The organism is Candidatus Protochlamydia phocaeensis, assembly GCF_001545115.1.
In the GTDB taxonomy this organism is placed as follows: domain Bacteria; phylum Chlamydiota; class Chlamydiia; order Chlamydiales; family Parachlamydiaceae; genus Protochlamydia_A; species Protochlamydia_A phocaeensis.
Genome location: NZ_FCNU01000011.1, coordinates 370,421 through 396,984, shown reverse-complemented (window position 1 = coordinate 396,984; position 26,564 = coordinate 370,421). Strand labels below are relative to the sequence as shown.

Below are 26,564 nucleotides of genomic sequence, written 5' to 3'. Positions count from 1 at the left end.
GTGGTCCTGTTTTTTTGCCCATAAGCATTGTAGTCGGTATAGGTATGCTTTTGTTCGGGTGTGCCTAGGCCTTCTATGCAGCTGGTTTCCTGCCCCATTTCATTATACGTCCAGCTATTGATCGATTTTTGCTTTTCTTACTTTACTATAAAGTTATTTCTTTCCTAAAAATTACTCGCCTAAATTTCAAAATTTAATTATAAACAATCAATTCTTTTTTCCAGATAGAATCTCAACTTAAGGAGGAGAACAATGTTACGGTTAAGCTATTTCAAAGTCTTTATTTTCTTGATCACTATATTAACAACTTTTTCATCCATAGCAAAAACAGAGATAGATTCTTACATAGAAGATACTGATAAGCACCAAATTTATGTGACAATAGATCGAATTATTATATTAAATGAAGGAATCTATGTAGATTTGGAACATGGTGGATTAGTCCCAGTTAAGAATGTTACGTGGCTACAAGATGGATTATGTTTAATTGTTTTGTACAGAGATCCAGATTGTGGACATGCTGTTTATTGCCCAAATTGTGGAGGATGCAATCCACGCAATAGATGTCCATCTCGCTGTAAATGTCCGCCAAGACGCTATTAAAATAAATAAGGAAATTAAAATTCTAAACCCAGTGTTCTATCTGGAAAAATTTAAGACGTGAATTATGTTTTCTGGAAAATCAAATAATAGTTTAAAGCTTCTTTTCTTTTTTATTTTATGCCTTAAACCTATTTTGGGAAATGCCGATTTATTAATCACTTTATCTGAAAAGGATAAAAATTCTCTTTCAGAATTTTTTCATGCAGTTTTATGGGGATCCGAGGTGGGGTATGTATTATATGGAGAAAAACCTATATGCATTGAGTCTTATAGTATGGGTCATGCCGATTGCAGTGGAAAAATGGCTCAGCATATCCTGACGTCTATAACGGAAGGGGTAAGAGTCTGGAAAAAATTGCTTTTGCCTTCAGAGACTTCCAATTTTATTTTTCTCATGAAAGAAGGCGTTGATGAAAATGATAGACCTTGCTCCCATATCATTTTTATTAATAAAAAAGCATTTCACAAGATATTTTCCGGCCATTCTTCTCTTTTTCGTTATGCATTAGGGCCCGAATTAACGGCAGATAAATTGTTACAAGAAATTAAGAGTAGTAAGCTAGATTTCTTTTCTTTTTTTAAAAATGATAAGGCTTTAATAGGCATTTTACTTGGTTTCGGATTAGAGAATTCTTTATATGTTAGTCGTTTTGAGCAAGTTCTAGAAGTTTTAGATGCTCCTCAAATTTCTAAAAAACTCGATTTGGCAATTCCCACTTTTCTTAAAGAGAAAAACAAGAAATTTATGCCGCCCTTTGAGCAATTTCCTATTAGGCCTAGTTTAGGATATGATTCTTTAGCTCAAGAACTCAATGTGATTGAAAATAAAATAGACATTGCTTCACCAGCTCTTGAGAATTATGCTCCAAAATTGATTTTTGGAAGAGTTGCAGATAGCTCTAACTCATCAGATGAATTAATAAATTCCTATCAAGAGACTCAATTAAAAATTATCAATGTGTTAGATCATTCTCAATGGCTTGAGCAAATTCTATCTCAATTTTATGGAGAGTCAGTAAAAATCCTTGTTAAGAATAAGAAAGAGGGAAAAGATACTCTTATAAATGACAAAATAGATTTATCGAATGTAGTTGCACAAGCAGTCCTTAATCGTTTTCAGGATGAATTTGATGGAGAAAAAAGAAATCAATTTGAAGAATTAATTGAAGGGATGAAAGCAGCAGAAAAGAAAATAGATGCTCATTATCTCGCCCCTTTCTTGCCAAGAGTAGAAGGTCAATTATCTTTTCATAGCCAGGCCTTTTTGATCGGTTTTAAAATATGGAGTTATTATAAATTCAATAAATTTATTTCCCTGTCTTCTGTTATCTCTCATTTACAGGATATGGTAAAAGCTAAAATTTCTTCAGTGCAATCAAATCAGATTCCTAAAGCCCTCGCTTTTATTTATCATAATATTTTTGAAAACATTGATAGGCATGAAAGGCAATTAGCCCTTTCACATTTTCAGACGCTTGAGAAAAGGCTAAATTTAGATATTATATGCTTAGAAAAAGATCGTCTTTATTATCAGCAAATGAATCCTGGTATGGGAGCTTTTATAGGCAAGGATGCGCTCATTCACGTATCGTATACTTTAAAAACAATGCATGGAAATATTGTTGAGGATTGTAGCACAGGAACTGTCTTAAACTTAACTCGTGCAATAAAAGCATTTCGCGCTAGTTTCCCATCGATGAGAATTGGCGAGGAAGGCATCCTATTCATTTATCCGGAATGGGGAATAAAAAGTTATCTTTCCCCTCCTTATTTTTCGCCCTATTTAATTGCAGAATTTAATATTAAAGGATTAGAGCAATAAACAGTAGAAATCAAGGTTCGATGCGCCTGCGTTTCGTCGGATTTAAGGGGGCTGGACGGCCTCTTTCCTGATCGTTTATTTCATGCTTTAAAGTGTCATGCTGTTTTTCAATTCCTTGGATTTCCGCTTTTTTATAGCTTTCATGGCGGATTTCGCGATTTTCTTCCTGTTCACGGATGCGTTTTTTCTTTTCTGCTGCAACCCTGTCTTTTTCTTGTTGCTTGGCTTCCATAGCCCTTTCAGCAGCTATGACATTTTTGACTATGCTTTCAGGAGTCGCAAGAAGCAATTTCAAAGAATCGACATCGGTCTTCTTTTTCTCTGTTTTTTTCTCAGGGGATTCGGCTGGTGGGCGGAAGCTTTTAAGGGGATTAGGATGGCGGGCATGTTCGCGCTGAACATCTTCTCTTTGTTCGTTTTGCTTGGCTTTTTCTGTTTCTAAGCGGGCAGCAACAAAATTGTCAACTAAAGTGCGGATGCTGGCATGCATGGTATCATGCATATCTTTGTCTATGATAACGATTTCATATTCGATTGGATTGCCGTGTTCATCATGAAATTCAAGTTTTTGCTGATGAAGAGTGTCCGCCTTTTCTTGGGTGGTAAGCAAAGCCAATTTGCCGCTTGGCAGTTGAACGGCGGTATAGATATTATCAAATTGGCTAGCGGGCAATTTTTGAGCCGCTGCGCTAGTCATATTTTTATACACAGCCTTGCCGTTCGTATCAAGGCTAGCAAGCGCAAAAGCATTCTTTAGGGTTGGGTTTGCAATTTCATTACGAATAAAAGTCGCATCGTTTTCGGATAAATCATTGATATGTGTATGAGGAAAAATAGGCACCGATCCAGGTTCTTCTTGTTGCCCTAGCGTAATATTGATCGGAGTAGCAATTGGGGATGGCTTGGGCTCTTGCAAAGGTTGAATGGGAATTTTTTCTAATTGACTATGAGTAGAATTTACGGATTTAATCAGGGCAGAATCATTTGGAACAGAAGGACTAATTGGATTTGCCGTTCTGCCTGCAATACTGCCAGTGCCATTTGTTCCCAGCGCTTTATTATTTTCTTCTGAACTAGAAGTTTGTACAGGACCATAATCTTGTCTACTAACATGCATAATACCTCGCGTGGAAAAAGCCAATAGATATGATAATACATGTTAAATATTATTATAATTTATTTAAATTAATTAGGCTACCAATAAAAAAGCCTAGATTAATTTCTAGGCCTTTTATAAATTAACGGAAAATTACTGTATTTACTTTGAAGGTTGCAAAAAATACTCATAGACTACTTTAGAAGAGCCTTCAAAATGTCCGTTTGCTTTTTTCAAACCATATTTTTCAATATCCTGGCCAAAAGCAATTTCCAAGGTCGCTCCATCCGCTTCGTTTTCGAAAAAAACGCTTACCGTTTGTTTTTTCTCTAATTTTGCTACCATAAAAATTTTAATTAAATTAGCAGCAGATAAAGTAAGAAAAGGTTCGTCCGAAAAAAGTTTAAGCTGTCTAGCAAATGGATTTGGCAGCGCTTCTTCAAGAGCTTTTCTCAAATTTCCCATGCTATATTCATTATTAAGAAATCGAATATTCCCTTCTGAAGGATATTTTTTTATAAATTCTTCAATGCTTGATAAGTGTCGATGAGAAGCTAAGAATTCCCGAGGAGCGGATGTAAATAAAGCGGGATTTTTTCTGAACTCATCTTTGAAGGGATCTTCTTTGAGAACGCTTTCTAATTGTTCTAATAAAAGATTGTAGGTATTTTCATCTATCATTCCTCTTTCTCTTATTTGCGCCCACTTATTTTTAATTGCTTCTACTGTACTATCAAAAGCATTTTGAATTTTTGAAGCGCTAGGGTCAATTTCAAGCCCTCTTTTTAGCTGTAGAAGGGCTTCTCTAATAGAATTCATATTAGTGCAATCGACGCCTTTATAGCGGGTAATCAAATGATCTAAATAATGAGGAACTGGGCTAAAATAATTGGATTTTTTTACCACTTTGGCACATTCTTCAGCATAAACTACATAAGAATCTTCGACTTGTTTTTGGGATGCAATACTTGCTATTGATAAACTAGCATCAACAGCTTTAACTCGTGTGGGAACATGGTCAGGGGTTTTTTCAAGTTGAATATGTAAATTTGAAAAACTAGATTTTACATCTTCTGCCTTTTTAGAAGATAATTTATAGCTTGAAGACAATGTCAAGCTTAATTCTGAGCTTGTTTCCGCTCCTGATTCCACTTTCGAAGAAGGCGTTACTACTCTTCCTTTAAGAGAAGAAGCTGTTGAATTTTCATTCGAAGCAATAGGTGGGGAGGGTAAGGGCTTTAAGTTTTTTGCTGGTTGGCTGTTGTTCATTGGCATGGAATGCTGAATTGGCATCCTTTGAGTGCTAACAGGGCTATTTTCATTCATAATCTAATTCTCCATCAAAATTAGTTTTTAATCTTAATCTAATATTAACAAAATCATAAAAAAAATCTAAATTATTTTCAAGTTTAAGAGAAGTAAGTCTTTTCTTAATGTTTATATAAACTTAATTTTATCATATTCGATATTTAAAGATTTATTTAATATTGTTTTATTTGTTGATGATTAAAGTTTACAAAATTGAATAAAAAAACTTATAATTATAATAGAATATATTAGTAAATAATTATTGGTGCAATTATGAGCATTCATGAAAGTACAGGTCTTCCTCCCACTCCTATAACGGTAACTGTTGAACCCTTGCAAACTTCTACTAAGCCAGTAAAGTCGGCAAGTGATAATGGAACTTTACAAGTAGGCGAAACTCCTCAAAAAGTCGAGCATCCTTCTTCTTTAAAACAGGTTGATTCTCATACAGCGCGAGAGGGGATGAATAAGGGAGGTGGGGAAACTCTTAAGGAATTACAAGATTTCAATTTTGATATTAATATTACCCCACTAGAAGATACTCAATTAGTGCAGGATACGGTTGCTAATACGTCTCCACTTAAGGAAGTTATCCAGGGATTTACGGAACAACCTGAAGATTTATTAGAGGGTTTACCAAATGTAGGAGGGCAACCAGAGCTTATTCAACAAATTCACATAGATGATCCTATTCAACAAGAGAAGGTGAACGAAGCGCCTAGATCTCCGCGCTCTGGAACCGTTACGCCTGAGGAATCGGAAGAAGGCTCGCCTGTAAATTCGGAAGAATTAACTCAAAGATTAGACGAATTACACTTACAAGATTCAACGCATCCCGAGCCGGGCACAGTACCTCAAGAGAGAGGCGAAGAAATTGATGTTAGCCGGACGGGTACGCCACCCACATCTACGCCTGCTCCTACTCTACAAGGGCTTCAAGCTAAATATACCGATAAATTTGAAATAGACAAATCTCCTGCCGTTCATTTGAAGAAAATTAAAGAAGATCTGGCAAAAACAGCGGAAGGATCGGGAGCCGCCCAATTCAAGATTTCCTCCAGTCTTGATAAAGACAACGGAGAGTACGCTGTAGAACCTTATACACATGAAAAATACCCCGGACTGACGCTCTACAAAGTCAAAGTCACCTATACGGTTCAAGCGCAAGATGCAAGCGGCCAACCTATTAAGGGGCCTGATGGAAAGAATGTGGAAGTCAAAATGGAACGCATGTATTTCACAACTTTACCCAATCCCCGTGCGGCTTTGATGGCTGTCCAGGCCACAAAAAATAAAATGGTGGAACTCGCTTCTAATGATCAGACAAGCCAGGAATTGCTTAATGAAACAAAATTTAGCGTTTCCTTTACGACAGATAGTAAAACAGGAAAAATTAATGGGGTTTCCAAAATATTAACAAAAGATGGAACGGTTTTAGAAGTGACCAAAAAAAATAAAGAGCGTACTTACGAGCGTTCTTTAGGCGAGGGCGGTCTTACAAAAGTTGAAGGCAGGAATTATGATCCCGAAGAAGTGAAAGTCCGCTATAATAAGGAGCAAAAGCTTGCAAGGGGACATATCAAAATTAAAAGCAATTTGAACCTTTTAGAAAGACTACGGCAAAATGCAGGCGGTCCTGCCGAATTTGTTAGGGGCGTGCGGGATGAGGCGAAGCAATTAGAGGCCGAATTCGAAATGCTTAAAGCCGAATTCAAGCAGCCTAAATTCCTTAAATGGGGCAGCAAAGATACAGATAAATTAGAAGATTTATTGGCCAATATTCACCCTAGAGAAGCGAGAAAAGAGCTAACAGAAGCTAAACAAAACTTGCAAGAAGCTGAACTAGAGGCCAATAAAGAAGAGTGGAAGACTAAGGCAGAGACGCTTAAAAGCGAATTAGAGGCCCTTCAGCAGGAACAGCCCTCAGCTACTAGGACGCAAGATGCCATTAACCAGGATATTGAGGCAAAGAAACAAGAAATTACTCAACATTATGAGCCCTTGCAAAGTGCAAGGCAGAGAGTAAAAACGTTGGAAGAGGGTTTAGCCGCCCACCAAGACATGCTCAATAACATCGGCCGCATGCAGGAAATTCAACGGGATTTAGAGGCCTATCAAAAAGACTTGAAAGAATTAAAAGATTTAGTCGGCGGAGCCCCTCCTTCTCCAACGGGATGGTTAGCAGAATTAAAACAGCGGTTTGTTGGCGATCAACACTCACGACCTGTCATTAGTAACCAGATTAACGCCGCCTTATCGGAAGTGAATAAGCTCATTAAAGAACAAAAAGCTGTTTTAGCGGGATTGGAAAAACAAATTAAAGAAGCGGCAGATAAGGACATTGTTCCAACAGTGACCACTGTTGATCCCAATCAGCCTTAAGAATTGGGCTAGAATGGATGTTTAAACGCTAGCTTAGTCTATAGAACTAAGCTAGCGTTTCTTTTTTTAGCCGATTTTGAATGTGACGCGCAGGGTATTTTCTAATTTGGCGGCGTCTTTGGCGAAATTGCGGATGCCTTCGGCCAGCTTTTCGCATGCCATGGCTTCGTCATTGACCATCCAGCGGAACGTCTTCTCATCTAAGGGAATGCGAGGAATGTCCATCTCTTTTGCCTTAGTAGGATCCAGGCGGCGGGGAACCTCTCCTTCCGCTTTGTGGAGTTCTTCCAAAAACTGAGGTGAAATGGTCAAGAGGTCACATCCGGCCAGCTCAAGGATTTCTTCCTTGTTGCGGAAGCTGGCTCCCATGATTTGCGTTTTGTAATTGAATTTCTTAAAATAATGGTAAATTTTCGTCACCGATTTCACACCGGGATCTTCTGCCGGCGGATAGCCTTCCACGCCTTCGCTCTTTTTGTACCAATCTAAAATGCGTCCAACAAAAGGAGAGATCAGCGTCGCTTGGGCTTCTGCGCTGTGAATGGCCTGTGCTAGGCTGAAAAGAAGAGTCATATTGCAGTGGATGCCCATTTTCTCCAGCTCGCGGGCCGCCAATCCGCCTTCCCATGTTGAGGCAAGCTTGATGAGGATTCTGTCGCGGCTAACACCCATTTCCTCATAGAGGGCAATCAGCGATTGCGCTTTTTGGATGCTTCCTTCTACATCGAAGGACAGACGGGCATCGACCTCTGTCGATACGCGGCCGGGGACTAACTTGAGGATTTCGCAACCGACATTGACGAATAGCTTGTCCATCAATAATGTCATTTGCTCATCCGCATTCTTAGCCTTTTGGCTATAGCGGAACGCTTCTTCCATGAGGGGCTTGTAGGCGGGTTTTTGGATAGCGGAAAAGATCAGGGAGGGATTGGTTGTCGCATCGGTCGGAGAATAGTGCTTGATGGCATCAATATCGCCTGTATCGATGACAACTGTCGTCATTTTTTTTAATTGGTCCAGTTTATTCATAGCAGCTCCTTTGACTCGCTTTAAACATTCGAAAAATGCCTAAAACGGGAGTTTGTGATTTTTTTTAATTAAACCATTTATTGATACGTGCATTTTCTATAGCTTTTTGGAATAATTTTCTAGAGGCGGTGTATCGGTTGCCGGCTCAATACGGAATGTGATGGTTAAAGGGCGGTCTCCCACCATTAAATCTAGAGTGGAATTCAAGCGGGTAAGAAGAATTTTATAGGGGATCTTGATCTCCCGGTCACCTAGATGGATGCCAACAGACGTATTCGATAAAATTTCTTCGGACAACTGAATTTGGCGGCACAGATTTTCAAATTTACGCAGTTGGCGTCTAAGCGCCTCGTCATTAAAGTCATAAATTAAACCGCACTCGGGACAGCTCACTCCTCCTTCACTGTTTTCTAAATCAAAGACGGAAAAATGAATGGGATATTGGCAACATTGGCAGCTAAACTGCAGAAGGTGACCTTTTTGCATAAAACCTTTAAAGAATTGAATGTGTTAATAATACCGAAGGAAAAAATTAAAGGGGCATCGTCCCATGCCGATTTAATATTTTCCTTCGGTATAACCTGAGTTTTATCTTTTTCCCCCTGTCGGCTGCGTCAGGTTGCAACGATAAATAGGCCAATTCTGAGGCTAATCGTAAGGACATAAGAGCCTGGCGAGGAAATTTTTATCCACGAACGGTTACGGCAGTCCAAAGAATGGGAAAAAAACAAAACGCAGATTATACCGCTGCGGCATTCAAACATGCATTTTCGGATTGCCGGCATGCGCGGTTGTCCAAAATCAATTTTGAATTCACGTCGGTAGAATATCTACTTCTATCTTAACAGGTTTTAAGCGGTTGAGCAACTGCTTTCAATCGTTCTCTTAGATCTCCTCTCTTGCGAATCCCGAAATGATTTAAATTTTTGAAAATTAGTCCATTTTGTTAGAATAGTTGGCTTTTAGAGAAAAAGAACTCGAATCTAGGCTTTAGCAATTTTCGTCTATTCTCTTGAGTCATTTGCTTCACCGCATGAATGGCAAAACTTTATTCATTCCCAACACTCAAAGTCTAGGCTGACATTTTTTAGCCTTAGGAGCTTTCATGATCAACGCCTCTTTTTCGGTAAAACCGCTTGATGCCGTTTCAGTCGATCAAATTTTAATTGCCTCCCTGCCAGATTGGATTGTTTCGAGTGGACAGTTAGAGCGGCAAGAGCTGGAATCCGATAATCAATATTTATTGGTAGAGCGGCAAGTCCATTTGGAGAAAGAGCAGATCTTTGACCGCTTTGCCTATAAGCTTTTAAATGATGAAGATGTTCAGCAACGGTCGACTCTGACAATTTCTTTCGATCCGTCCTATGAAACGCTAACCTTGCATACGCTTCGCGTTTATCGCGAGGATAAAGTGATCAATAAATTGAACAAGGTAAAGGCCAAGGTCATTCAAAGAGAAGAAAATAGCGATGCCCATCTGTATGATGGCTGTTTAACCGCCCTTTTCTTGTTGGATGATATCCGAGAAGGCGATATTGTCGAATATGCGTATTCGCTTCAAGGATTCAATCCTGTCTTAAAGCCGGATTTTGGTTACTCCACTTATTTGCAATTTTCAGAGCCGCTGGACAAGTACATTCTTCGTCTTTTTGCTCCCAAACACCATCAGTTATTTATCAAAAACCATTTTACCGCTGTCGAGCCTGTCATTGACGATTCCCATCCCGATCAGTGCGTCTATTGCTGGGAATTGTCCCATCTTCCTCGCAAAGATTCGGAATCTGCCCAACCCGAGTGGTTTGATGATTTTCCTTTTGTGCAAATCAGCAGCTTCCCTAACTGGCAAGCTGTTGTAAAATGGGGGGAGTCCCTTTTTGCTCTGCCGGACGATCTAACCTCCCATTGCTCAGCAGACATGTTAGAGTTGGTTGCAGAGTGGAAAGACGCGTGTCCCACCAAGGAAGGGCAAGCGTTGAAGGCCGTCCGGTTTGTGCAGGATAAAATCCGCTATTTGGGGATGGAGAATGGGATCAGCTCTTTTAAGCCCCATGATCCTGTTAGGGTATTCGAGAACCGGTTCGGAGACTGCAAAGATAAAACGCAGTTGCTCAGGACCTTTTTCCGCTTATTGGATATCGACTCTTATCCGGTGTTGGTTAACACGCGATGGACAAAATTTTTAAACGACTATCACCCAACCTATAATGCCTTCAATCATGCCATTGTGCAGGCAGTCATCAATGACCGCGTGTACTGGATTGATCCGACGCTTAATTTCCAAGGAGGAAGCCTAGAGGCTAACTATTATCCTTCTCTGCATTATGGATTGGTTTTAAAGCCAGATTCGGATGCGCTTGCGTCTATTCCACCTCCGACAATGGGCCAAATCAAGCATGAGGCCACCTTTTTTCTTCTTGTTCCTGAAAAGGGAGCGGCTGTAGAAGTGGTGTCGACTTATACCGGCCATGAAGCGGATTACGTGAGAAGGCGTTTTAAAAAAAGGGGAGAGCAAAAAATTGCTCAAGACTATGAGAAATTTTATTCATCGTTGTTGGGAAAATTAAAGCAAACGCACCCTCTGGAGGTGAAAGACGACCGCGAGACTAATCAATTTGTTACGAAAGAATCTTACTATGTGGATGCCTTTTTAGAAGAAGATGAAAACCAGCAGCTAAAATTTTCCCTCTTTCCTTTGAATTTAAGCACCTATTTAAATCAAACGATTGATCCCACTCGTCAAACGCCCCTAAGTCATCTTTTTCCTCTGGATATCAGCGATTCTTATCATTTTGTTAAAATCAATGGGGGCGATTGGAGCCTTCAGGAACTTCACGACACACTCTCTGATGAAGCGTTCAGTTTCCAGGTATTGGCCCATGCCGTTCGCGACGTGTTAACTTTTGACTTTGCCTATCACAGCTATGATGACCATGTCAAACCCGAGAACTTGGCTAAACACCGGGAATTAATGCAGCAAGCCCAGGAGAATAGCTATACAGTCACTCTTCCGGCTGATCCCTTGTCCGAAGAGTGGGACTGGTCTTCGTCCTTTTTACCGCTTATCTGGGTTTTTTTAATTGGAATAGCCTTTTTCATGCGATGGGGCTATAAAAAGTAGGCATTCGTCTTCTCTTTTAATAAGCCGCAGGATCATCCTTCTCTGCGTTAGATCTTCTCAGGTTGATAAGCAAAATAGCCCTCTTTGCTTTACTTTTTCAGTTCATTGGCGATTTTAATAGAGCTTCAAGAGAGCTTGGTAAAATCGCTTCTTTCCCTTCTTTTCTTTATTTTATAGGCAAGAAAAAATTGAAAAATTCTTAATAAATTAAAAATAAGAGAGAAAATAATAGGGTAATTATTTGAAAAATACTTTGTTAAAGAAGGAAATTGCATTGTAAAATATTTATAATAAAAAGTTTGTGTTTAAAAAGGTGATTTTTTTTCAATTAATTTTTTATAAAAAGCTAATGTGTTAAAATATTATTAGAAAGGAATGAAGTTTTAGAGATTGAGTTAGAGGAGAAATTATGAGTTGGCGTCCTATTGATTTTCAAAGCCTGATCGATTTGGACCGCAAGATTATCGATCAGCTCGAGCAATATTTGCAGCAAAAAGAAACGCGTCTGGCTCATCAAATTCTTAATATGATTCAGCCTTTGCCGTCGGAATCTTTTGCCCCGCTTTTACCCTTTGCGGGCGGCCAATTGAAGTTGTCAGAGGCTGTCGAAGGATTTAGCAAACAGGTGCGTCAATTTATTAAGGGCGGCATCAATCAGATGCCGAATGATGGCGGCCAACGGATTGTTCAAGAGATGAATGCGGCCTTATGGGAATTTACGGAGGTCTTGGAGAGCTGCGCTGTTGAACTGTTCCAGCAAGTCAGGCTAGTCAGCGTTGATAAATGGCATCTTTCCATTTCCAATGTGGTTCATGCCGTCAAGGACATGCTCATTCATCGCATTGAAGATTTGATTTGGGCGATTCGCCGTTTAGAGAAACCCTTAAAGGATTATTGTCAAAAATGCCAGAAGAAAGCGGGCTTATGGAAGCGCTGGATGTCTATCTGGAGGAGGTTTTTGGATCCGGGCCTGCTTAGAAATTTAGAGCAAAGCGAGAAATTTTTAAAACGGCAATATGCGATCTTCAACCAGATTTACAGCCAATATATGCATTTAAGCGTCAAGGTGGAGGATTATCTTCAAAAAATGAAGAATTTTCCCGTCTTTGCTTTGCTGGATATTCCCGAGCAAAATTTATATGTGGATATTTTCCGTCTCTTAAAAATGCTGGAGCTCAATCGCCAGCCGAAAGGTCAGCTAGCCCAAGAGACGATTCGTTCTTTGAAACAATTGGCGAGCGTTGATAATGCCATTAAGATTTTCCGCATTTATTATCGAGAATTGAAAGACGCCTTCTTTAACAGTAGTTTAGAGCTGAAATCATTAGATTCGGACAGTGAACTCAGAGAGGGCGGGGTTCAGAAGCTAAAAGGGAAAGTGGTCGAATATCAGCATGAATTGCAGCAGCTGATTAAGACAATGGGGCATTATCGGTCGTTTATGTTAAAAACAGATGCTAATCCCTATATCCGTTCGCGCTGGGGATTTACCGAATGGATTGTTGGGCCTGAGCCTGCAAAAGCCAAACGGTTGCTGAATTTAATTTATTCGGCAGAAGAGCTTAATTTAGGCTATGGAGGCTTTTTAGATTCCCTCAATCGCGGACTTGACGAGCAGCAGCGCCGTGAAAATGCTGCCCATCATGAATTAGAAAGATTGCTGCATGAAATGGGGCAGCCTTTGATTTCACGTGCCATGATGCGCAGCCGGGCAGAGCGTTTGCTGACCTTAATTAAAGAATGCGATGAAGTTGGCAGCCCTAAAATGGAAACCATTCAATATGTAGAAAATGTCCTAGCCAAGGCTATGAGAGAAGATTGGAAGTACCATGTTTTGCATGAGTTTCCGGCTTTCCATGAAATTTATCGCACGCATCAAGGCTTGTCTGAATACTTTGAAGATCCGGCGCACGCTTTTAGGCTGGAGCGCTTCCGCTTGTTATTCGATCAAATTGAAGATTGGGTCCGCAGAGGCGATGTCTATGCCCATGTTCATGAGATTGAATTGGATATCAATGACATGAAAACCTATTTGCAGGATTTCCTGGCGACTGTTCAGCGTGCTGCAAAGGAAAGATCCAGCGATCCTTTCCTCGATGAGTCTATCCATCGATTCAGGCAGCAACTCTTGGAATACCGCTATTTGTTTGGACAGTTCTTCCGCCTTATTCTAGCAAAAGATGGACAACAGCTGCGCAGCCAGTTTTTATTTGTCGATCAGTATTTTGAAACGGTGGAGAATTTACTTCAAGATCTCAAATCAAGTTGGGAAGGAAAGCGATAGGAGTCTGGAAGGTAAAAGGGCTCACGTGAAGCCCTCTTACCCAAGCTATTAGTAGTGAGCGTGGTAATGAGAGTGGCTGCTGCTTCCGCTTCCGCTTCCATGGTGGTGGTGGTGGTGGCGATCAGTTGTGGCAATCAATACGCCGGCAACGACCAAGGCACCGATAGGAATCCAAGCGGACATAGAAGAGGCTCTTCCGCTGTCATAGTATGCATCACTTTCATATTCTTGGCCTTGCACTTGACCAGCGAGCATAGCCATCAAGGTTGCAAGAGCAAATATCTTATTCATTTTTTTCATAGTTTAATCCTTTTGATACGTGTCACGTTGAGGCCGGATCGCTTAAATACTATTCCACGGCATCGTATAAGAGAAGGGCCTCTAAAGCTTTACAATTCTCTTATGGCGGAAAATTAAAATTATCGCAATAAATTTTTTACCGATGGTTTAAATTTTAATTAGTGACTATATCCCGACCTTGAATATCCTCCGGAGTGACTGCTAGATCCATAGCTTTCTAAACGGCCAAGTCCATCATAACTGTCATAACCTGAATGGCTATGCGAGCCTTTATGATCTTTATCCGCGATTCCGAAGAGAATGCCTGCTGCAACAAATAAGGCAATGGGCACATAAACTGACCAATGGGCAGCGCGGCTTCCTTGCGTATAAGCCGAGTCTGAGTAATCATATTCTTGATTATAAGCAGGTTGTCCATAGACTGAATGAGTCGCAAGGGCAAAAAACAATGCCACCATTACATATTTTCGAAGTATTTGCATAATCAATCCTTTTCATATCTATTACTTTGAATGCGTGTCTTTTATATTGCATGAGCCAAGCTTGTTCCCGTGATGATAGTAAAGCCGTGCTGCTTAGCTGATCTAATGGCAGGCAGGCCCATCATTAAATGAATAAGCGCTTTCAAAACTCTAAAATCGCTTCAAGAAGGCTTGAGCGTTAGTTATGACTTAAAAAATAAATTTGCGCAATATATTTATTTTTTTAGTTAGGGGAAATAATTTTTAATTTGAGTCATCGTCTAATTGAGGGCACCCTTTAGGAGGCTCTTCTTCTAGTGGAATGGCTAGCAGCTTAGAGTAGAGCTCTTCAAATTGGTCCGGAATGATGGTGCTTCTATTTCGTCCAAGAATAATGGTGAACGGGCGATTGTCCAAAAGAGATTGAATGAGAATGTCCGCCACATCGCCGGGAAAGAGCAGGCGCTGATTGCCTTGCAAGAGATAGGCATAAACAGTTCTCGGCTGCTCGTCATCTTCCCATTGAATATCGACTTTGGTGAATTGCGGATTTTCCGGGTAGGGATAAGCCTGTAGAAAAAGGACATTAAGATACATGCGGATGCCGGAAGACGTGCGAACGATCTCCAGCTCGATGTGCGAATAGTCCGTTTCGGGAGATAAAAAGAGCCTGCCCGAGTTAAAACAGAGACAGCTTGAAAGGGCCTCTTGCATTTCCCATTGACGGCAGGGGGTAGAGCAGGCAAACAAACTAAGAGAAAGGCAAAGGGCGGAGAGCGCCCTTTGAAGAGACGATATAGCTATACTCATTTCTAGTGCGAATAAGAGGAGGCGTGATAAGAAGAGGAGTATGTATAAATGCTATGGCTATGGGAAGAAGAGGAGCTCTCATGGGAGTTTTGGACGGCAATGGCAATGATGGCTACAATCGCAACTGTTCCTAGGGCAATGGCAGGGGCTAAATTGGTTGCGGCGCGTGATTCATCATAAGCAAATCCTCCTGTGTCTGTCACATAGGTAACGGCTTCTGCTTGCTGGGTAGACAGGCCTGTCATTGCTATGGCAAGAGCCAAAGCTACTATTTTTCTAAAGCTATTCATATAACGTTCTCCTTGGTGCATAATCATTTGATAAATTCTTTCTCATTTGAATGTAATAGTAGCGACCCGCATATATACAAGCAAATGATATAAAGCCTTCAGAGGGTGTATTAAAACTCGCCATGGTTTTGAGAATGTGCTTAAACCCACCATAACCTAGATTCGAGTTCTTTGCCCCTAGGAAAAGGCTTGAAAGAGGGTTTACAGGCCCTCTCTCTTAAGTTTATTCCGCATGCGTTAAATAAAACGGAAAGCGGCCAAGCCAGCCGCACGAGCTTGGTGCATGGCTTTACCGGCCAATCTTGAGCTATTTAACGCGAGCTGGATATGTGGAATCCAAATAAATCATTTTCCAAATTTTGTAGCAGAACGGATTGCCATTCTGGACCCATATCTACAAACTTTTGGTTTAACATTTCTTTAAAAGGCTCCCAGGTGTTTTTTTGGAAGGCTTCGCTATTAAAAACTTGCTCTTTCAACCGATCTAGATCGACATCCGGATTTTCTTTCTGTTTTTGCGCAAGCGTCATTTGCCATTGGTCTTGGACTTTTTGGGCAGCGCTTTTTAATTGGTTGCGTTGTTGGGGATTGACGACCATTTCAAAGGCATTTTTGACCACTCTAAGCGAACGCATAGCGGCGAAGAAATCTTTATAAAATCGAGAAAATTCGTCCTTCAATGCCGAGGCTGTCAAAATGTAAATGTTCCCATTTTTTAGCAAAACCGCATGCATTAGACGGACGGTTCCCCATTCACTCTTTGTGTCTACTTGAGACAGGCTTGCATTGCCGGCTTCCGTTCTGATCGTTCCCAGATCCTTCCATTCATATCCTTGAGCGTCATTCATGCTCTTAATGATTTTTAGGTACTGCTTAAGCGTGCCCTTATAGGGTTCCATGCTCAGATTCATGGAAGGGGGGAAGGCGGAAGGGCCTTTTCCTACTACCATGACTTTTACGCGGGCAGGAAGCACGCTGGGATCGGCAAAATGCCACCCGTTTGGGGGCGTAAACAAAACAATTCCGCTGTTCAGTGTGTCTTCTGATTGGACAGTGGAGGGGGTGGAAGAAGGCGCCGCAAAGGCTGAGGGGGCGATAGAAAGAATTAGTCCGCTAAATAAACAGGAAAAAAAAAGATTTTTCATGGTTCGACCTCGCTTGATGAGAATGCCAAAGAATATAAGAACTGATCCCATTAAAATAAAGTGTAATAGCGCATTTATAATGAATCATCCAGCGGATTGGCCCTAGAATCCCAAAACATAGGCGATTATAATAGTGTAAAGGCGCTATAATAGCAGTTCGGATTCCTAAGTCTTTGATCTAAAGTTGATTTTAAATTAAAAACAGACGCTTATCTATTCAAAGGCGCTCTTTTGAAATAAGTTCAAGGACAAGTGCTTAACATGGGCAGGATTTTTTTGGCGATCTTTTTCTATAAAGAAGCCAGTTAACCGTCTTCGCCGCTTCTTTTAATTCTTCTTTATTTATTTTCTAATGCGGTGTTTATAAAAGAGTTAGAAAAGAGAAGACAGGGACTAATTAAAGGCTTGAAAATTACCGAATTTCAGACTATAGTATCTGGAATAGAGCTATTGAGAACCTTTATAAACCCTTTTCTTGAGTTATATAAGATGAAATCATTGGAAAAAGGTCAAGACAAAATTCAAAAAATTTGCGACAAAATCCGCCATGAAACAATTGAACCTGCAAAACAAGAAGCGGAAGAGATTCTTGTCGCTGCAAGAAAAAAGGCTGATGAAATTACCGCCGAGGCTGAAAGGCATGCTGAGCAGTTAATCAAGCAAGCCAGGGGACAAATTGAGCAAGAGCGGAATGTCTTTCATTCCTCTTTACAGCAAGCGTCTAAACAGACAGTCGAAGCTCTCCGTCAGGAGATCGAGCAAAGATTATTTAATGAAGAGCTGCAGTCCTTATTGGAGAAGCAGATGTCCGATCCTAAGCTCATCGCAGACATCATTACCGGAATTGTCAAGGCGATTGAAAAGGAAGGGTTGAATACCGATTTGAGCGCTGTCATTCCTCGTACGGTTTCCGTTGACGATATCAATGCCTTGCTGCTTGAAAATATACGCAAGCGTTTGATGGCAAAGCCTTTGGAAATTGGACAATTTGCCGGAGGCGCTCAAGTGAAGCTGCATGGCAAGCGGATGACAATCGATTTAAGCGATCAAGCCGTTAAAGAGCTTCTGGCTAGCTATGTACGCAAAGATTTTCGTCAAATGATCTTCAGTCATTAAGGAACAGGATGGCAAAGTATTACTATGTAGGCACTTATCTTCCGCCTCTTTCTTTTGATAGCCCTCCGGATATCACATTCGCTGAATTTGATACTTTGATACGAGATAATTTAACTAAGCGCGATTATGAGAAGACCAAGGTTATCCGCGCTTATTATGATATTTTGAATCTCCGTTCGCTGTGGTTAAGAGAGGAGCTGGATCCAAGAGGAGAATTGGACAGGCTGGAGTTGGAAGAGGCGTTGGTCAATCATGTGGGGCTCCCCGATTATGTTTATGACTTTATTGCCGCGCATGAAAAAGCGGAAGAGCGCGTGCGTCATTTCCCTTTTCTTTTAGCTAAGTTTTTTCAAAGCGCTGCAGAGGAAACAGACCCTTTTCTGAGGGAGTATTTAAATTTTGAGCGGGAGCTCCGCCTTGTTTGGACGGGGTACAGGGCCAAGAAACTTGGAAGGGACCTTAGCGTAGAATTACAATACGAGGATCCCGAAGAGGACTTGATTGCCCAATTGCTCGCTCAAAAAGATGCAAAAGTCTTTGAACCTCCAGAGAAATACCAAGAACTCAAAGTCATGTTTGAAAAGTACGGGGATGATCCCCTGGCTTTGCAGCAGGCATTGGACCAGTATCGCGTCGCCTATATTGAAGGAATGGTGGATATGGCGGACGCGTTTTCGATTGAGCGCATTCTGGCCTACATGGCGCAGCTGATTATTATCGAAAAATGGTTTGAGTTAGATAAAAATAAAGGTAAAGAAATCGTCGACACCATTGTGAAGGAAAAGTAACAACATGGAACAAATGGTAGAATCCCAAGAAAGAAAGCATGCGCGAGGCAAAGTCATCAAAGCCTTCGGTAATTTGCTGCAAGTGGAATTTGATGGCAATATCCGCCAGGGCGAAGTGGCAATGGTTCACACGGAAAGTGCGCAACTTAAAGCGGAAGTCATTGAAATTGCCGGCAATGAAGCAAAAATCCAGGTATTTGAAGATACGCGTGGTGTGAAATTAGACTGTGCTGTCAGCTTTACTGGCGATTTGTTAGAGGCGGAGCTGGGGCCGGGCCTATTGACGTCTATTTTTGATGGATTGCAGAATCCTTTGGTCAAGGTCGCGGATGTATCGGGATTCTTTTTGCCAAGAGGTGTGTACTTATCGGCTATTGACCGCAAACGGCATTGGGACTTTGAACCCCTGGCCCGGGCGGGAGATGTTTTAGTGCGAGGAGACAGCATTGGATCGACGCGCGAAGGGCGTTTCCAGCACCGCATCATGATTCCTTTTACGCATTTTGGCAAATACACGCTGACATGGGTCATTTCGGCAGGTTCTTATACAGTCGACACAGTCGTTGCCAAGGCAGTGGATGAAAATGGACAAGAGCATCAATTTACAATGGTTCAAAAGTGGCCGGTGAAGAATGCCCTTATCCAAGGCGAGAAGATTAAGCCAACCAAAATGATGGACACAGGCGAGCGCATTATCGACACGCAATTCCCTTTGATGAAAGGGGGATCTTTCTGTACGCCTGGTCCGTTTGGCGCAGGCAAGACCGTGTTGCAGCACCATTTATCCAAATATGCCTCGGTTGATATCGTCGTATTCGTGGCTTGCGGAGAGCGTGCCGGTGAAGTTGTGGAAGTGTTAAGAGAGTTCCCTCACTTGATCGATCCGCACACGGGCGAGCCTTTGATGAAGCGGACGGTAATTATTTGCAACACTTCATCCATGCCTGTTGCGGCGCGTGAATCCTCTATTTACATGGGAATTACCATTGCCGAGTATTATCGGCAGATGGGGTTGGATGTCTTGGTCTTGGCCGATTCAACGTCCCGCTGGGCGCAGGCGTTGCGCGAAATGTCCGGCCGCTTGGAAGAGATTCCGGGCGAAGAGGCTTTCCCTGCCTATCTCGCTTCACGCATAGCTGAGTTTTATGAGCGTTCCGGCGTCGTCAATTTGAGACATGGCAAGCCGGGCTCAATTACAATTGGAGGGGCTGTTTCGCCTGCCGGCGGTAACTTTGAAGAGCCTGTGACGCAAGCGACTTTGTCGGTTGTCGGAGCCTTCTTAGGCCTGTCCCGTGCCCGTTCAGATTCCCGCCGTTATCCGGCCATCGATCCACTGATGTCTTGGTCCAAATATGTGGAAGCGGTAGGGAAAGAGCTGGATCATCAAGTAGAAGACTGGGATCGGATGGTCAAGCGCGCAAGCAAGATCTTATTTGAAGGGAATGATATTGGAAAGCGTATGGAAGTCGTAGGCGAGGAAGGCATTGCGATGGAAGATATGCTGACCTATCTGAAGGCCGAACTGTATGATTTCAGTTATCTTCAGCAGAATGCCTTTGACAAAGAGGATGCCTATTGCCCGCTTAAGCGTCAAATTCCGCTGTTTCAATTGATCAATAAAATTTTTGAAGCGGACTTTAAATTCCATACGCATGACGAGGCTCGGCAGTTCTTCTTGGATCTGCAGAACCGGCTCAAGAACATGAATAGCATGGCTTTTGAATCGGAGATGTACCGCCGCAGCTTTGCTGACATTGAGCACATTATTCAAAAGTCCCAAAAAACAGAACGCTAGCAGAGTAGGATATCAGACATGAAGATCGTTTATGATAGAATCAACAGCATGCGCGGAAATCTCATTACTGTTACAGCGACGGGAGTGGGATTGGGAGAGTTGGCGCGCGTCGATTTAAAGGATGGCCGCAGCATCTATGCTTCTGTTTTGCGCATTGAAGGCGACCAGGTCACCTTACAAGTCTTTCAAAGTACGCGCGGAATTTCTACTGGGGACCGCGTCACTTTCTTAAACCGGCAGATGCAAGCGGTTTATGGAGATGCCCTTTTAGGGCGCCGTTTGAGCGGGGCAGGGGTGCCTGTTGACGGCGGTCCCAACGTGATCGGGGAGTCTATCGAGATCGGCTCGACATCTTTCAATCCGGTCAAGCGTATTGTGCCTCGTGAAATGGTGAGAACCAATATTCCCATGATCGACGTGTTCAACTGTCTGGTTAAATCCCAAAAGATTCCCATCTTTTCGATTCCTGGAGAGCCTTATAACGCTTTATTGATGCGTATTGCCAACCAGACGGACGCCGATGTGGTTATCATTGGGGGCATGGGACTGACTTTTAAAGAGTACCAGGCTTTTATTGACAATGCAGAAGCGGCCGGAACGATGAATAAGACCGTGATGTTCATCCATCGCGCGACAGACCCTGCCGTCGAATGCTTGCTTGTTCCCGACATGGCGCTGGCTTGTGCCGAACGCTTTGCGACAGATGGGAAAAGCGTGCTCGTGCTTCTGACGGATATGACCGCCTTTGCCGATTCGATTAAGGAAATTGCCATTACGATGGACCAAGTGCCGTCCAACCGCGGCTATCCCGGCTCGCTCTATTCCGATTTGGCATCGCGCTATGAGAAAGCTGTTTCCATTGAGGGGAGCGGATCGATTACCATTATCGGCGTCACCACGATGCCGGGCGACGATGTGACGCATCCTGTTCCTGATAATACTGGCTATATTACCGAAGGGCAGTTTTATCTCCACCATGGCAGGATTGATCCTTTTGGATCGCTCTCCCGCTTGAAACAGCTCGTCATCGGGAAAGTCACGCGCGAAGACCACGGTGATCTGGCCAACGCCATGATCCGCTTGTATGCCGAATCTAAGAAGGCGCGTGAAAGGCAGGCGATGGGTTTCAAGCTTTCGCGTTGGGATGAAAAGCTGCTGACCTATTCCCATTTATTTGAAGAAAGAATGATGAATCTAGAGGTTAACTATACTTTAGAGGAAGCCTTGAATTTGGGATGGGAGACGCTTGCCGAATGCTTCCAGCCAAATGAAGTGGGCATTAAGCAATCTATTGTATCCAAGTATTGGCCTCAAGCTGCTCAGACGGCCTAGTCGGTGCAGCTTTTTAGTAGATCTCTTGCATAACTGGTAACGCCTCATATGCGGAATTATTTTCTCAATTGGAAAAAACTCGAATCTGAGAGGCTGCCAGTTATACAAGAGATCTAGTAGTCGCTATTTCAGGGAGTTAAGGATCGAAAAACTATCGTGAGTGGTTTTTCGATTGCTTCTTAAGATTATTTATGGGTTGAGGAGTCATCTGTGGCTGATGTGAAGTTAACAAAGAATGAATTGCGCAATCAACAGACGCGCCTGGCGCAGCTGGAGAAGTATCTGCCAACGTTGCAGCTAAAGAAAGCCATGCTGCAGGCAGAGGTGCAGGAGACACGCCAGGAAATTCATCGCTTGGAGCAAATATTAGCGGAAAAACGCCGCCAAGTCGATGAATTCAGCGGCCTGCTGGCAACGAAGACGACGATCGATCCCTTGCAGGCTGTGAGAATCAAGCATGTGGGTAAGCGCTATGAGAACATTGCCGGCGTTGAAGTGCCTTATTTCGAAGGCATCGAATTCGAAGAATTTACCTATAGCCTATTTGAAACTGCGCCTTGGGTCGATGCCGCTATTTTAGGCTTGCGGGCATTGGCCGAGCTGCGCGAACATGTCAAAATTACTCAGGAGCAGAAGAGCGCGCTTGAGAAGGAGTTGCGCGAAGTGTCGATCCGGGTCAATTTGTTTGAGAAAATTCTCATTCCTCGTGCCATCGAAAATATCCGTACGATCAAGGTGTTTTTGGGCGATCAGCAATTAGCAGCGGTTTCGCGTGCCAAAGTCGCCAAGGCAAAGATTGAAGCGAATAAAGAAGCCGCCGAGAGCAGGAATCAGCCTGGAGAGGAGAGGGAGTATGCGTGAAGATGTAAAGAAGTTTTTGTTTATCGGATCCCAGGACGATAAGGACTATTTTTTTAAGAAAGCCCAGTCCATGGGAATCATCCACTTTATTGATCCCTTGTCCCGCTCGCATAAAGAGATCCCCGAAGATGTCCAGCGCGTTGGGGCTGCCATTAAAATCCTGCGCGGGCTGCCTCCGGTGGAACAAGAGGAAAACTTTACCCATCTAGACAGCGATCAAATTGTCAAAGACATTCTGGATTTGCAAGGAAAAAAAGAGCGCCTTGAAGAGGAGCTACGCGTCTTGTCTTTAGAAATTGCGCGTATTAGCGTCTTTGGAAATTTTTCCTTGGAAGATATCGCCTATATTGAAAAAGAGGGCAAGCGCAAGGTCCAGTTTTTTGTCGGCAGGCCCAGTTTGTTCGACGAAGAGCCGCTCCCGGAAGAGCTGATCTATATTGCTTCCGAGCACAACTTAGACTACTACGTTGCCATCAATCCTCGTTCTGTCGTGTATGACAGGATGATCGAAATGAAAATCGATCATTCGCTGGCGGAATTGAGGGCGCGCATGGCCCAATCGCAGGACGAACTTCACGAGGTGGAGCATCGCTTGAAAGGCTATGCGAAATACAATGAATTTCTTCACCGCGCTCTTGTGGACAAATTGAACGAATACCATCTTTATAATGCCCAAACCTATGTGCAAGAAGCGATGGGCGGAATGCTCTTTGCTGTCGAAGGATGGGTGCCTATCAACAAGGAAGATCAAGTTGAGACGCTTGTTAGCCGCTTGAATGTCTATGCGGAAGAAATTGCCATTGAGCCGACCGATGTCGTGCCGACTTATTTGGAAAACGAGGGGTTGGGGCGTCTAGGGGAAGATCTGGTTCATATTTATGACACGCCTTCGGCAACGGACAAAGATCCTTCTAAGTGGGTGTTGTGGTGCTTTACTTTGTTCTTTGCCTTTATCATTGCCGATGCGGGCTATGGGTTGGTCTATTTGGCTTTGGCCTTATTCCTGCGCTATAAATTTCCCAATTTGAAAGGGGCGGGCAAGCGGGCCTTGAACCTTTTCACGGTTTTGTGTGTGGGGTGCGTGGTCTGGGGAACGCTGATGACCTCTTTCTTCGGGATGTCAATCGACATTAATAATCCGCTTCGCAAATTGTCGCTCGTTCAATGGCTTGCGGAAAAGAAGGTCGAATACCACATTGTGCACCGCGATGCTGCGTATCAGGAATGGATCGAGAAGTATCCAACGCTGTCCCATGTAACGGACCGCCATGAATTCGTTTCGTTTGTTCCGTCGTCCGATCCCCAAAAAGGGCATATCGTGCTTAACAAGATTACCGACAATATTATGTTCGAGCTAGCCCTTTTTATAGGCGTCGTGCACTTAATCTTGTCGCTGTTGCGCTATGCCAGACGGAATCCTCCCAATATAGGTTGGGCCATTTTTCTAGTCGGAGCGTATCTGTATTTTCCTTCCTATCTGCATACGCCAAGTTTCCTCAATACGGTAGGAGGCATTGACTTGGAAAAGGGAGGGAAGGTCGGTTTTCAGTTGATGATGGGCGGGATCGGCTTTGCTTGGCTCGCTTCCATTTTCATTCATAAGTGGAAGGGGATTTTTGAAATCATGACGCTGATCCAGGTATTTGCCGATACGCTGTCTTATCTGCGTCTATATGCTTTGGGACTGGCAGGGGCCATCGTTGGTTCAACAATTAACGAAATTGCAAGCGGTCTGCCTCTCATTTTCGCTGTTCTGCTGATAGTGGTATCCCATATGGTTAATATCGTTCTGGGAACAATGAGTGGCATTATTCACGGTTTGCGTCTTAACTTCTTGGAGTGGTATCACTACTCGTTTGAGGGGGGAGGCAAGCAATTCCAACCGCTTAAATTATTAAAAAAGGAATAAATCAATCAGGAGAAAAACTATGGATTTCAATATGGTAGGTCCTGCCATTGCGCTGGGCTTAAGTTGCATGGGATGTTGCGTTGGCTGTTGGATTGCAGGTGCTGCGTCTCATGCTGCCATGAGTCGAACAGAGGAAGGCCACGGTAAGTTCATTGGTATGGCTGCCGCTCCTTCTTCCCAAGTGATTTATGGATTCTTGTTGATGCTGCAGATGAGCAAGGCCATTCAAGCCGGAACGCTCTCTCCCGTTTCTTCCATTGCCATCGGAACATTCTCCGGTTTGGCATTTGTATTTTCCTCTATTTACCAAGGAAAAGTGTGCGCGACGGGTATTCAAGCGTCTATGAAACAGCCTTCTGTTTACGGTAAATGCTTTGCCGCAATCGGTATTATTGAATCTTTCGCTTTGTTTGCCTTCGTCTTTGCTCTGTTGATCATGTAAAGGCAAGCGAGAAAGAATGGTTTGAACGGCCCAACAGTCCCATTTGATTGTTGGGCTTTTCCTTTGCTGGCCGGAACGCCGGTTTTTTGCTTTCAATGCACTCTTTGTGTTCACGTCCTTGTAAAGTTACTCCTATAATCCCACTCCTTAATAACTAACACTTCGAGTAGAGGCAAATGCAGATCTGTCAGCGCTTCAATATTAGTATCCTGAAGATTGAGCCATCTAAGATTCGGGCATTTATATGAGAGCTTAAAGATTTCCTCCTGAGGAAGGAATTGACATCCGCAAAGGCTCAAGGCTTCTAAATGAGGGAGAGCCAATCCTTCTACACTTACTAAGGGGGTATAGCTTAAATCGAGCTCTTTAAGTTGGGGAAACAGCTCTTTAATTTTAAGGAATTCCTCTTGAGGGAGCGAACAGTTGTCAAGAATCAATGCCTGCAGTTTAGATAGATGCAATCCCTCCAGACTCAGAATACACGTAAATTCAAGGTTAAGGAAGAGCAGATTGGGATAATTATTTTGAATGTGCAGAAAGGCGCGAGGGGAGAGTTTCCAGCATCCGGATAGGTTAAGTTCTTCCAATTGTAAACAATCGAAACCCTCTAAGCCTGTAAGAGACGTGCTACGAGAAAGGTTAAGCTTTTTCAATCGGGGGCAGTTAATGGGAGTGTAAGAATGGATAAGAAAGGGGCAGTCGGCTAAATTTAAGTCCTCTAATAAAGGCAATTGCAGGCCTTGCAAGCTGCCAATTAAAGTGGCACTAAGATTCAGTTTTTTGAGGGTGGGGCATGTCTCTTGAAGGAGGAAGAAGCACTTGGGAGGCAGACTTTTGCAATTCGATACATTTAAGTCTTCAAGCAGGGGCAGCTTTAATCCTTCTAAGCTGGCAATCGCCGTACACTCAAGGCTAAGTTTTCGCAGTTTTGGAAATTGAAGGGCTATTTTGGTAAATTCTTTTGCCGGAAGATGGGCACATCCATCCAAATTTAATTCTTCGAGAAGAGGCAGATCTAATCCTTCTAGGCAATTAATGGCGGTATTTTTAAGACTAAGCCTTCGAAGAGAGGGAAAAAGCTGTTTAATTTTAAGAAATTCCTCGGGACATAACTGAGTGCATCCATTCAGTTTTAATTCTTCTATCTCCGATACAGGGAGTTTCTTTAGGCTAGTCAGATTGGTTAAGGATAGATCAAGCTCCTTAAGGCAAGGGAAAACTTTTAAGATAATTTTTGTTATTTTCTTATCGTTTAAGGACGGCTTAGTTAGAGATCTGATAGGAGGAATATGGCTAACAATATTATCGGTAAACGGCCGCAATAAGCGGGGGTCTTTATTTTGTTCGAGAATAGTTTGACAAATCAAACTATTTGCTAATGAGCTAAGAGGATAGGATTCAATTAATTCTAATGATTGCTTTACAGTATCTGTCATGTTTATTGGTAATGAATTGACGAAAGCAATAGCAGAAAATTTTTGTAAAGAAAGCATGAATTATTCTTTTTTAAGGGTTGATAACAAATTAAAAGATGTTGGCAAATAAGCGATAACAGAAACAGTTCGGAGCGAGCATAGAATAGAAAAGGTGCCAAAGCATTAACGATTTTTTCGAGAAAGCGAATGATTCAATAAGTTAATTATCTTTGGTTAGTACCTTTCCTTGGTGGAATA

At 42.5% G+C, this 26,564-nt stretch carries 21 protein-coding genes; 11 read left to right on the top strand and 10 right to left on the bottom strand.

Going from position 1 to position 26,564, the window contains the following annotated elements; translation table 11 throughout:
• Window positions 1-958: 958 nt before the first annotated feature.
• Complete coding sequence (locus tag BN3769_RS05385; protein ID WP_154017826.1) at window positions 959-2,425, top strand: FKBP-type peptidyl-prolyl cis-trans isomerase; 1,467 nt, start codon at window positions 959-961, stop codon at window positions 2,423-2,425.
• A 10-nt stretch (window positions 2,426-2,435) separates the two neighbouring features.
• Here the strand turns inward: BN3769_RS05385 and BN3769_RS05380 are convergent, their stop codons facing one another.
• Window positions 2,436-3,542 carry a hypothetical protein gene (locus tag BN3769_RS05380; RefSeq protein ID WP_068468331.1) on the bottom strand — a complete coding sequence of 369 codons (1,107 nt, stop codon included), beginning with the start codon at window positions 3,540-3,542 and terminating at the stop codon, window positions 2,436-2,438.
• 141 nt (window positions 3,543-3,683) lie between these two features.
• Complete coding sequence (locus tag BN3769_RS05375) at window positions 3,684-4,847, bottom strand: hypothetical protein (protein WP_068468329.1); 1,164 nt, start codon at window positions 4,845-4,847, stop codon at window positions 3,684-3,686.
• A gap of 255 nt (window positions 4,848-5,102) precedes the next feature.
• On the opposite strand from BN3769_RS05375, the gene BN3769_RS05370 reads away from it, so the two are divergent.
• Window positions 5,103-7,211 (top strand): coiled-coil domain-containing protein, encoded by a 2,109-nt coding sequence (locus BN3769_RS05370; RefSeq protein WP_068468327.1) that lies wholly within the window; start codon window positions 5,103-5,105, stop codon window positions 7,209-7,211.
• A gap of 66 nt (window positions 7,212-7,277) precedes the next feature.
• On the opposite strand, the gene tal is transcribed toward BN3769_RS05370, so the two are convergent.
• Window positions 7,278-8,240, bottom strand: a complete 963-nt coding sequence (gene tal, locus BN3769_RS05365) for a transaldolase (protein WP_068468325.1) — start codon at window positions 8,238-8,240, stop codon at window positions 7,278-7,280.
• A gap of 96 nt (window positions 8,241-8,336) precedes the next feature.
• Window positions 8,337-8,726, bottom strand: coding sequence for a hypothetical protein (locus BN3769_RS05360; protein WP_068468324.1), 390 nt, complete (start codon window positions 8,724-8,726; stop codon window positions 8,337-8,339).
• 619 nt (window positions 8,727-9,345) lie between these two features.
• On the opposite strand from BN3769_RS05360, the gene BN3769_RS05355 reads away from it, so the two are divergent.
• Window positions 9,346-11,358, top strand: a complete 2,013-nt coding sequence (locus BN3769_RS05355) for a DUF3857 domain-containing protein (RefSeq protein ID WP_068468322.1) — start codon at window positions 9,346-9,348, stop codon at window positions 11,356-11,358.
• A gap of 409 nt (window positions 11,359-11,767) precedes the next feature.
• Window positions 11,768-13,642 carry a low molecular weight phosphatase family protein gene (locus BN3769_RS05350; RefSeq protein WP_068468321.1) on the top strand — a complete coding sequence of 625 codons (1,875 nt, stop codon included), beginning with the start codon at window positions 11,768-11,770 and terminating at the stop codon, window positions 13,640-13,642.
• 48 nt (window positions 13,643-13,690) lie between these two features.
• On the opposite strand, the gene BN3769_RS05345 is transcribed toward BN3769_RS05350, so the two are convergent.
• The 5 genes from BN3769_RS05345 to BN3769_RS14910 form a co-directional block, all read right to left on the bottom strand.
• A complete protein-coding gene (locus BN3769_RS05345) occupies window positions 13,691-13,942 on the bottom strand; it encodes a hypothetical protein (RefSeq protein WP_068468319.1) in 252 nt (83 codons plus the stop codon).
• A gap of 158 nt (window positions 13,943-14,100) precedes the next feature.
• A complete protein-coding gene (locus BN3769_RS05340; RefSeq protein ID WP_068468317.1) occupies window positions 14,101-14,424 on the bottom strand; it encodes a hypothetical protein in 324 nt (107 codons plus the stop codon).
• 243 nt (window positions 14,425-14,667) lie between these two features.
• Complete coding sequence (locus BN3769_RS05335; protein ID WP_154017825.1) at window positions 14,668-15,213, bottom strand: hypothetical protein; 546 nt, start codon at window positions 15,211-15,213, stop codon at window positions 14,668-14,670.
• A gap of 2 nt (window positions 15,214-15,215) precedes the next feature.
• Window positions 15,216-15,503, bottom strand: coding sequence for a hypothetical protein (locus BN3769_RS05330; RefSeq protein ID WP_068468376.1), 288 nt, complete (start codon window positions 15,501-15,503; stop codon window positions 15,216-15,218).
• 311 nt (window positions 15,504-15,814) lie between these two features.
• Complete coding sequence (locus BN3769_RS14910; RefSeq protein WP_068468313.1) at window positions 15,815-16,648, bottom strand: hypothetical protein; 834 nt, start codon at window positions 16,646-16,648, stop codon at window positions 15,815-15,817.
• Between the two features lie 489 nt (window positions 16,649-17,137).
• Here BN3769_RS14910 and BN3769_RS05320 point away from each other — a divergent pair, with 489 nt between their 5' ends.
• From BN3769_RS05320 to BN3769_RS05290, 7 genes are all read left to right on the top strand, one after another.
• A complete protein-coding gene (locus tag BN3769_RS05320; RefSeq protein ID WP_068468312.1) occupies window positions 17,138-17,764 on the top strand; it encodes a V-type ATP synthase subunit E in 627 nt (208 codons plus the stop codon).
• A gap of 8 nt (window positions 17,765-17,772) precedes the next feature.
• Window positions 17,773-18,552 (top strand): DUF2764 family protein, encoded by a 780-nt coding sequence (locus tag BN3769_RS05315; protein WP_068468309.1) that lies wholly within the window; start codon window positions 17,773-17,775, stop codon window positions 18,550-18,552.
• Between the two features lie 13 nt (window positions 18,553-18,565).
• On the top strand, window positions 18,566-20,347 hold the full coding sequence (locus BN3769_RS05310) for a V-type ATP synthase subunit A (protein ID WP_068468374.1): 1,782 nt from the start codon (window positions 18,566-18,568) through the stop codon (window positions 20,345-20,347).
• Between the two features lie 18 nt (window positions 20,348-20,365).
• Window positions 20,366-21,679 (top strand): V-type ATP synthase subunit B, encoded by a 1,314-nt coding sequence (locus BN3769_RS05305; RefSeq protein ID WP_068468307.1) that lies wholly within the window; start codon window positions 20,366-20,368, stop codon window positions 21,677-21,679.
• Between the two features lie 210 nt (window positions 21,680-21,889).
• Window positions 21,890-22,540, top strand: coding sequence for a V-type ATP synthase subunit D (locus tag BN3769_RS05300; RefSeq protein WP_068468305.1), 651 nt, complete (start codon window positions 21,890-21,892; stop codon window positions 22,538-22,540).
• On the top strand, window positions 22,533-24,449 hold the full coding sequence (locus tag BN3769_RS05295; protein WP_068468303.1) for a V-type ATP synthase subunit I: 1,917 nt from the start codon (window positions 22,533-22,535) through the stop codon (window positions 24,447-24,449). The genes BN3769_RS05300 and BN3769_RS05295 overlap by 8 nt, the downstream gene beginning before the upstream one ends.
• A 19-nt stretch (window positions 24,450-24,468) precedes the next feature.
• Window positions 24,469-24,891, top strand: coding sequence for an ATP synthase subunit C (locus BN3769_RS05290; protein WP_068468301.1), 423 nt, complete (start codon window positions 24,469-24,471; stop codon window positions 24,889-24,891).
• Window positions 24,892-25,001: 110 nt separating this feature from the next.
• On the opposite strand, the gene BN3769_RS05285 is transcribed toward BN3769_RS05290, so the two are convergent.
• On the bottom strand, window positions 25,002-26,384 hold the full coding sequence (locus BN3769_RS05285; protein WP_068468298.1) for a leucine-rich repeat domain-containing protein: 1,383 nt from the start codon (window positions 26,382-26,384) through the stop codon (window positions 25,002-25,004).
• Between the last annotated feature and the right edge of the window lie 180 nt (window positions 26,385-26,564).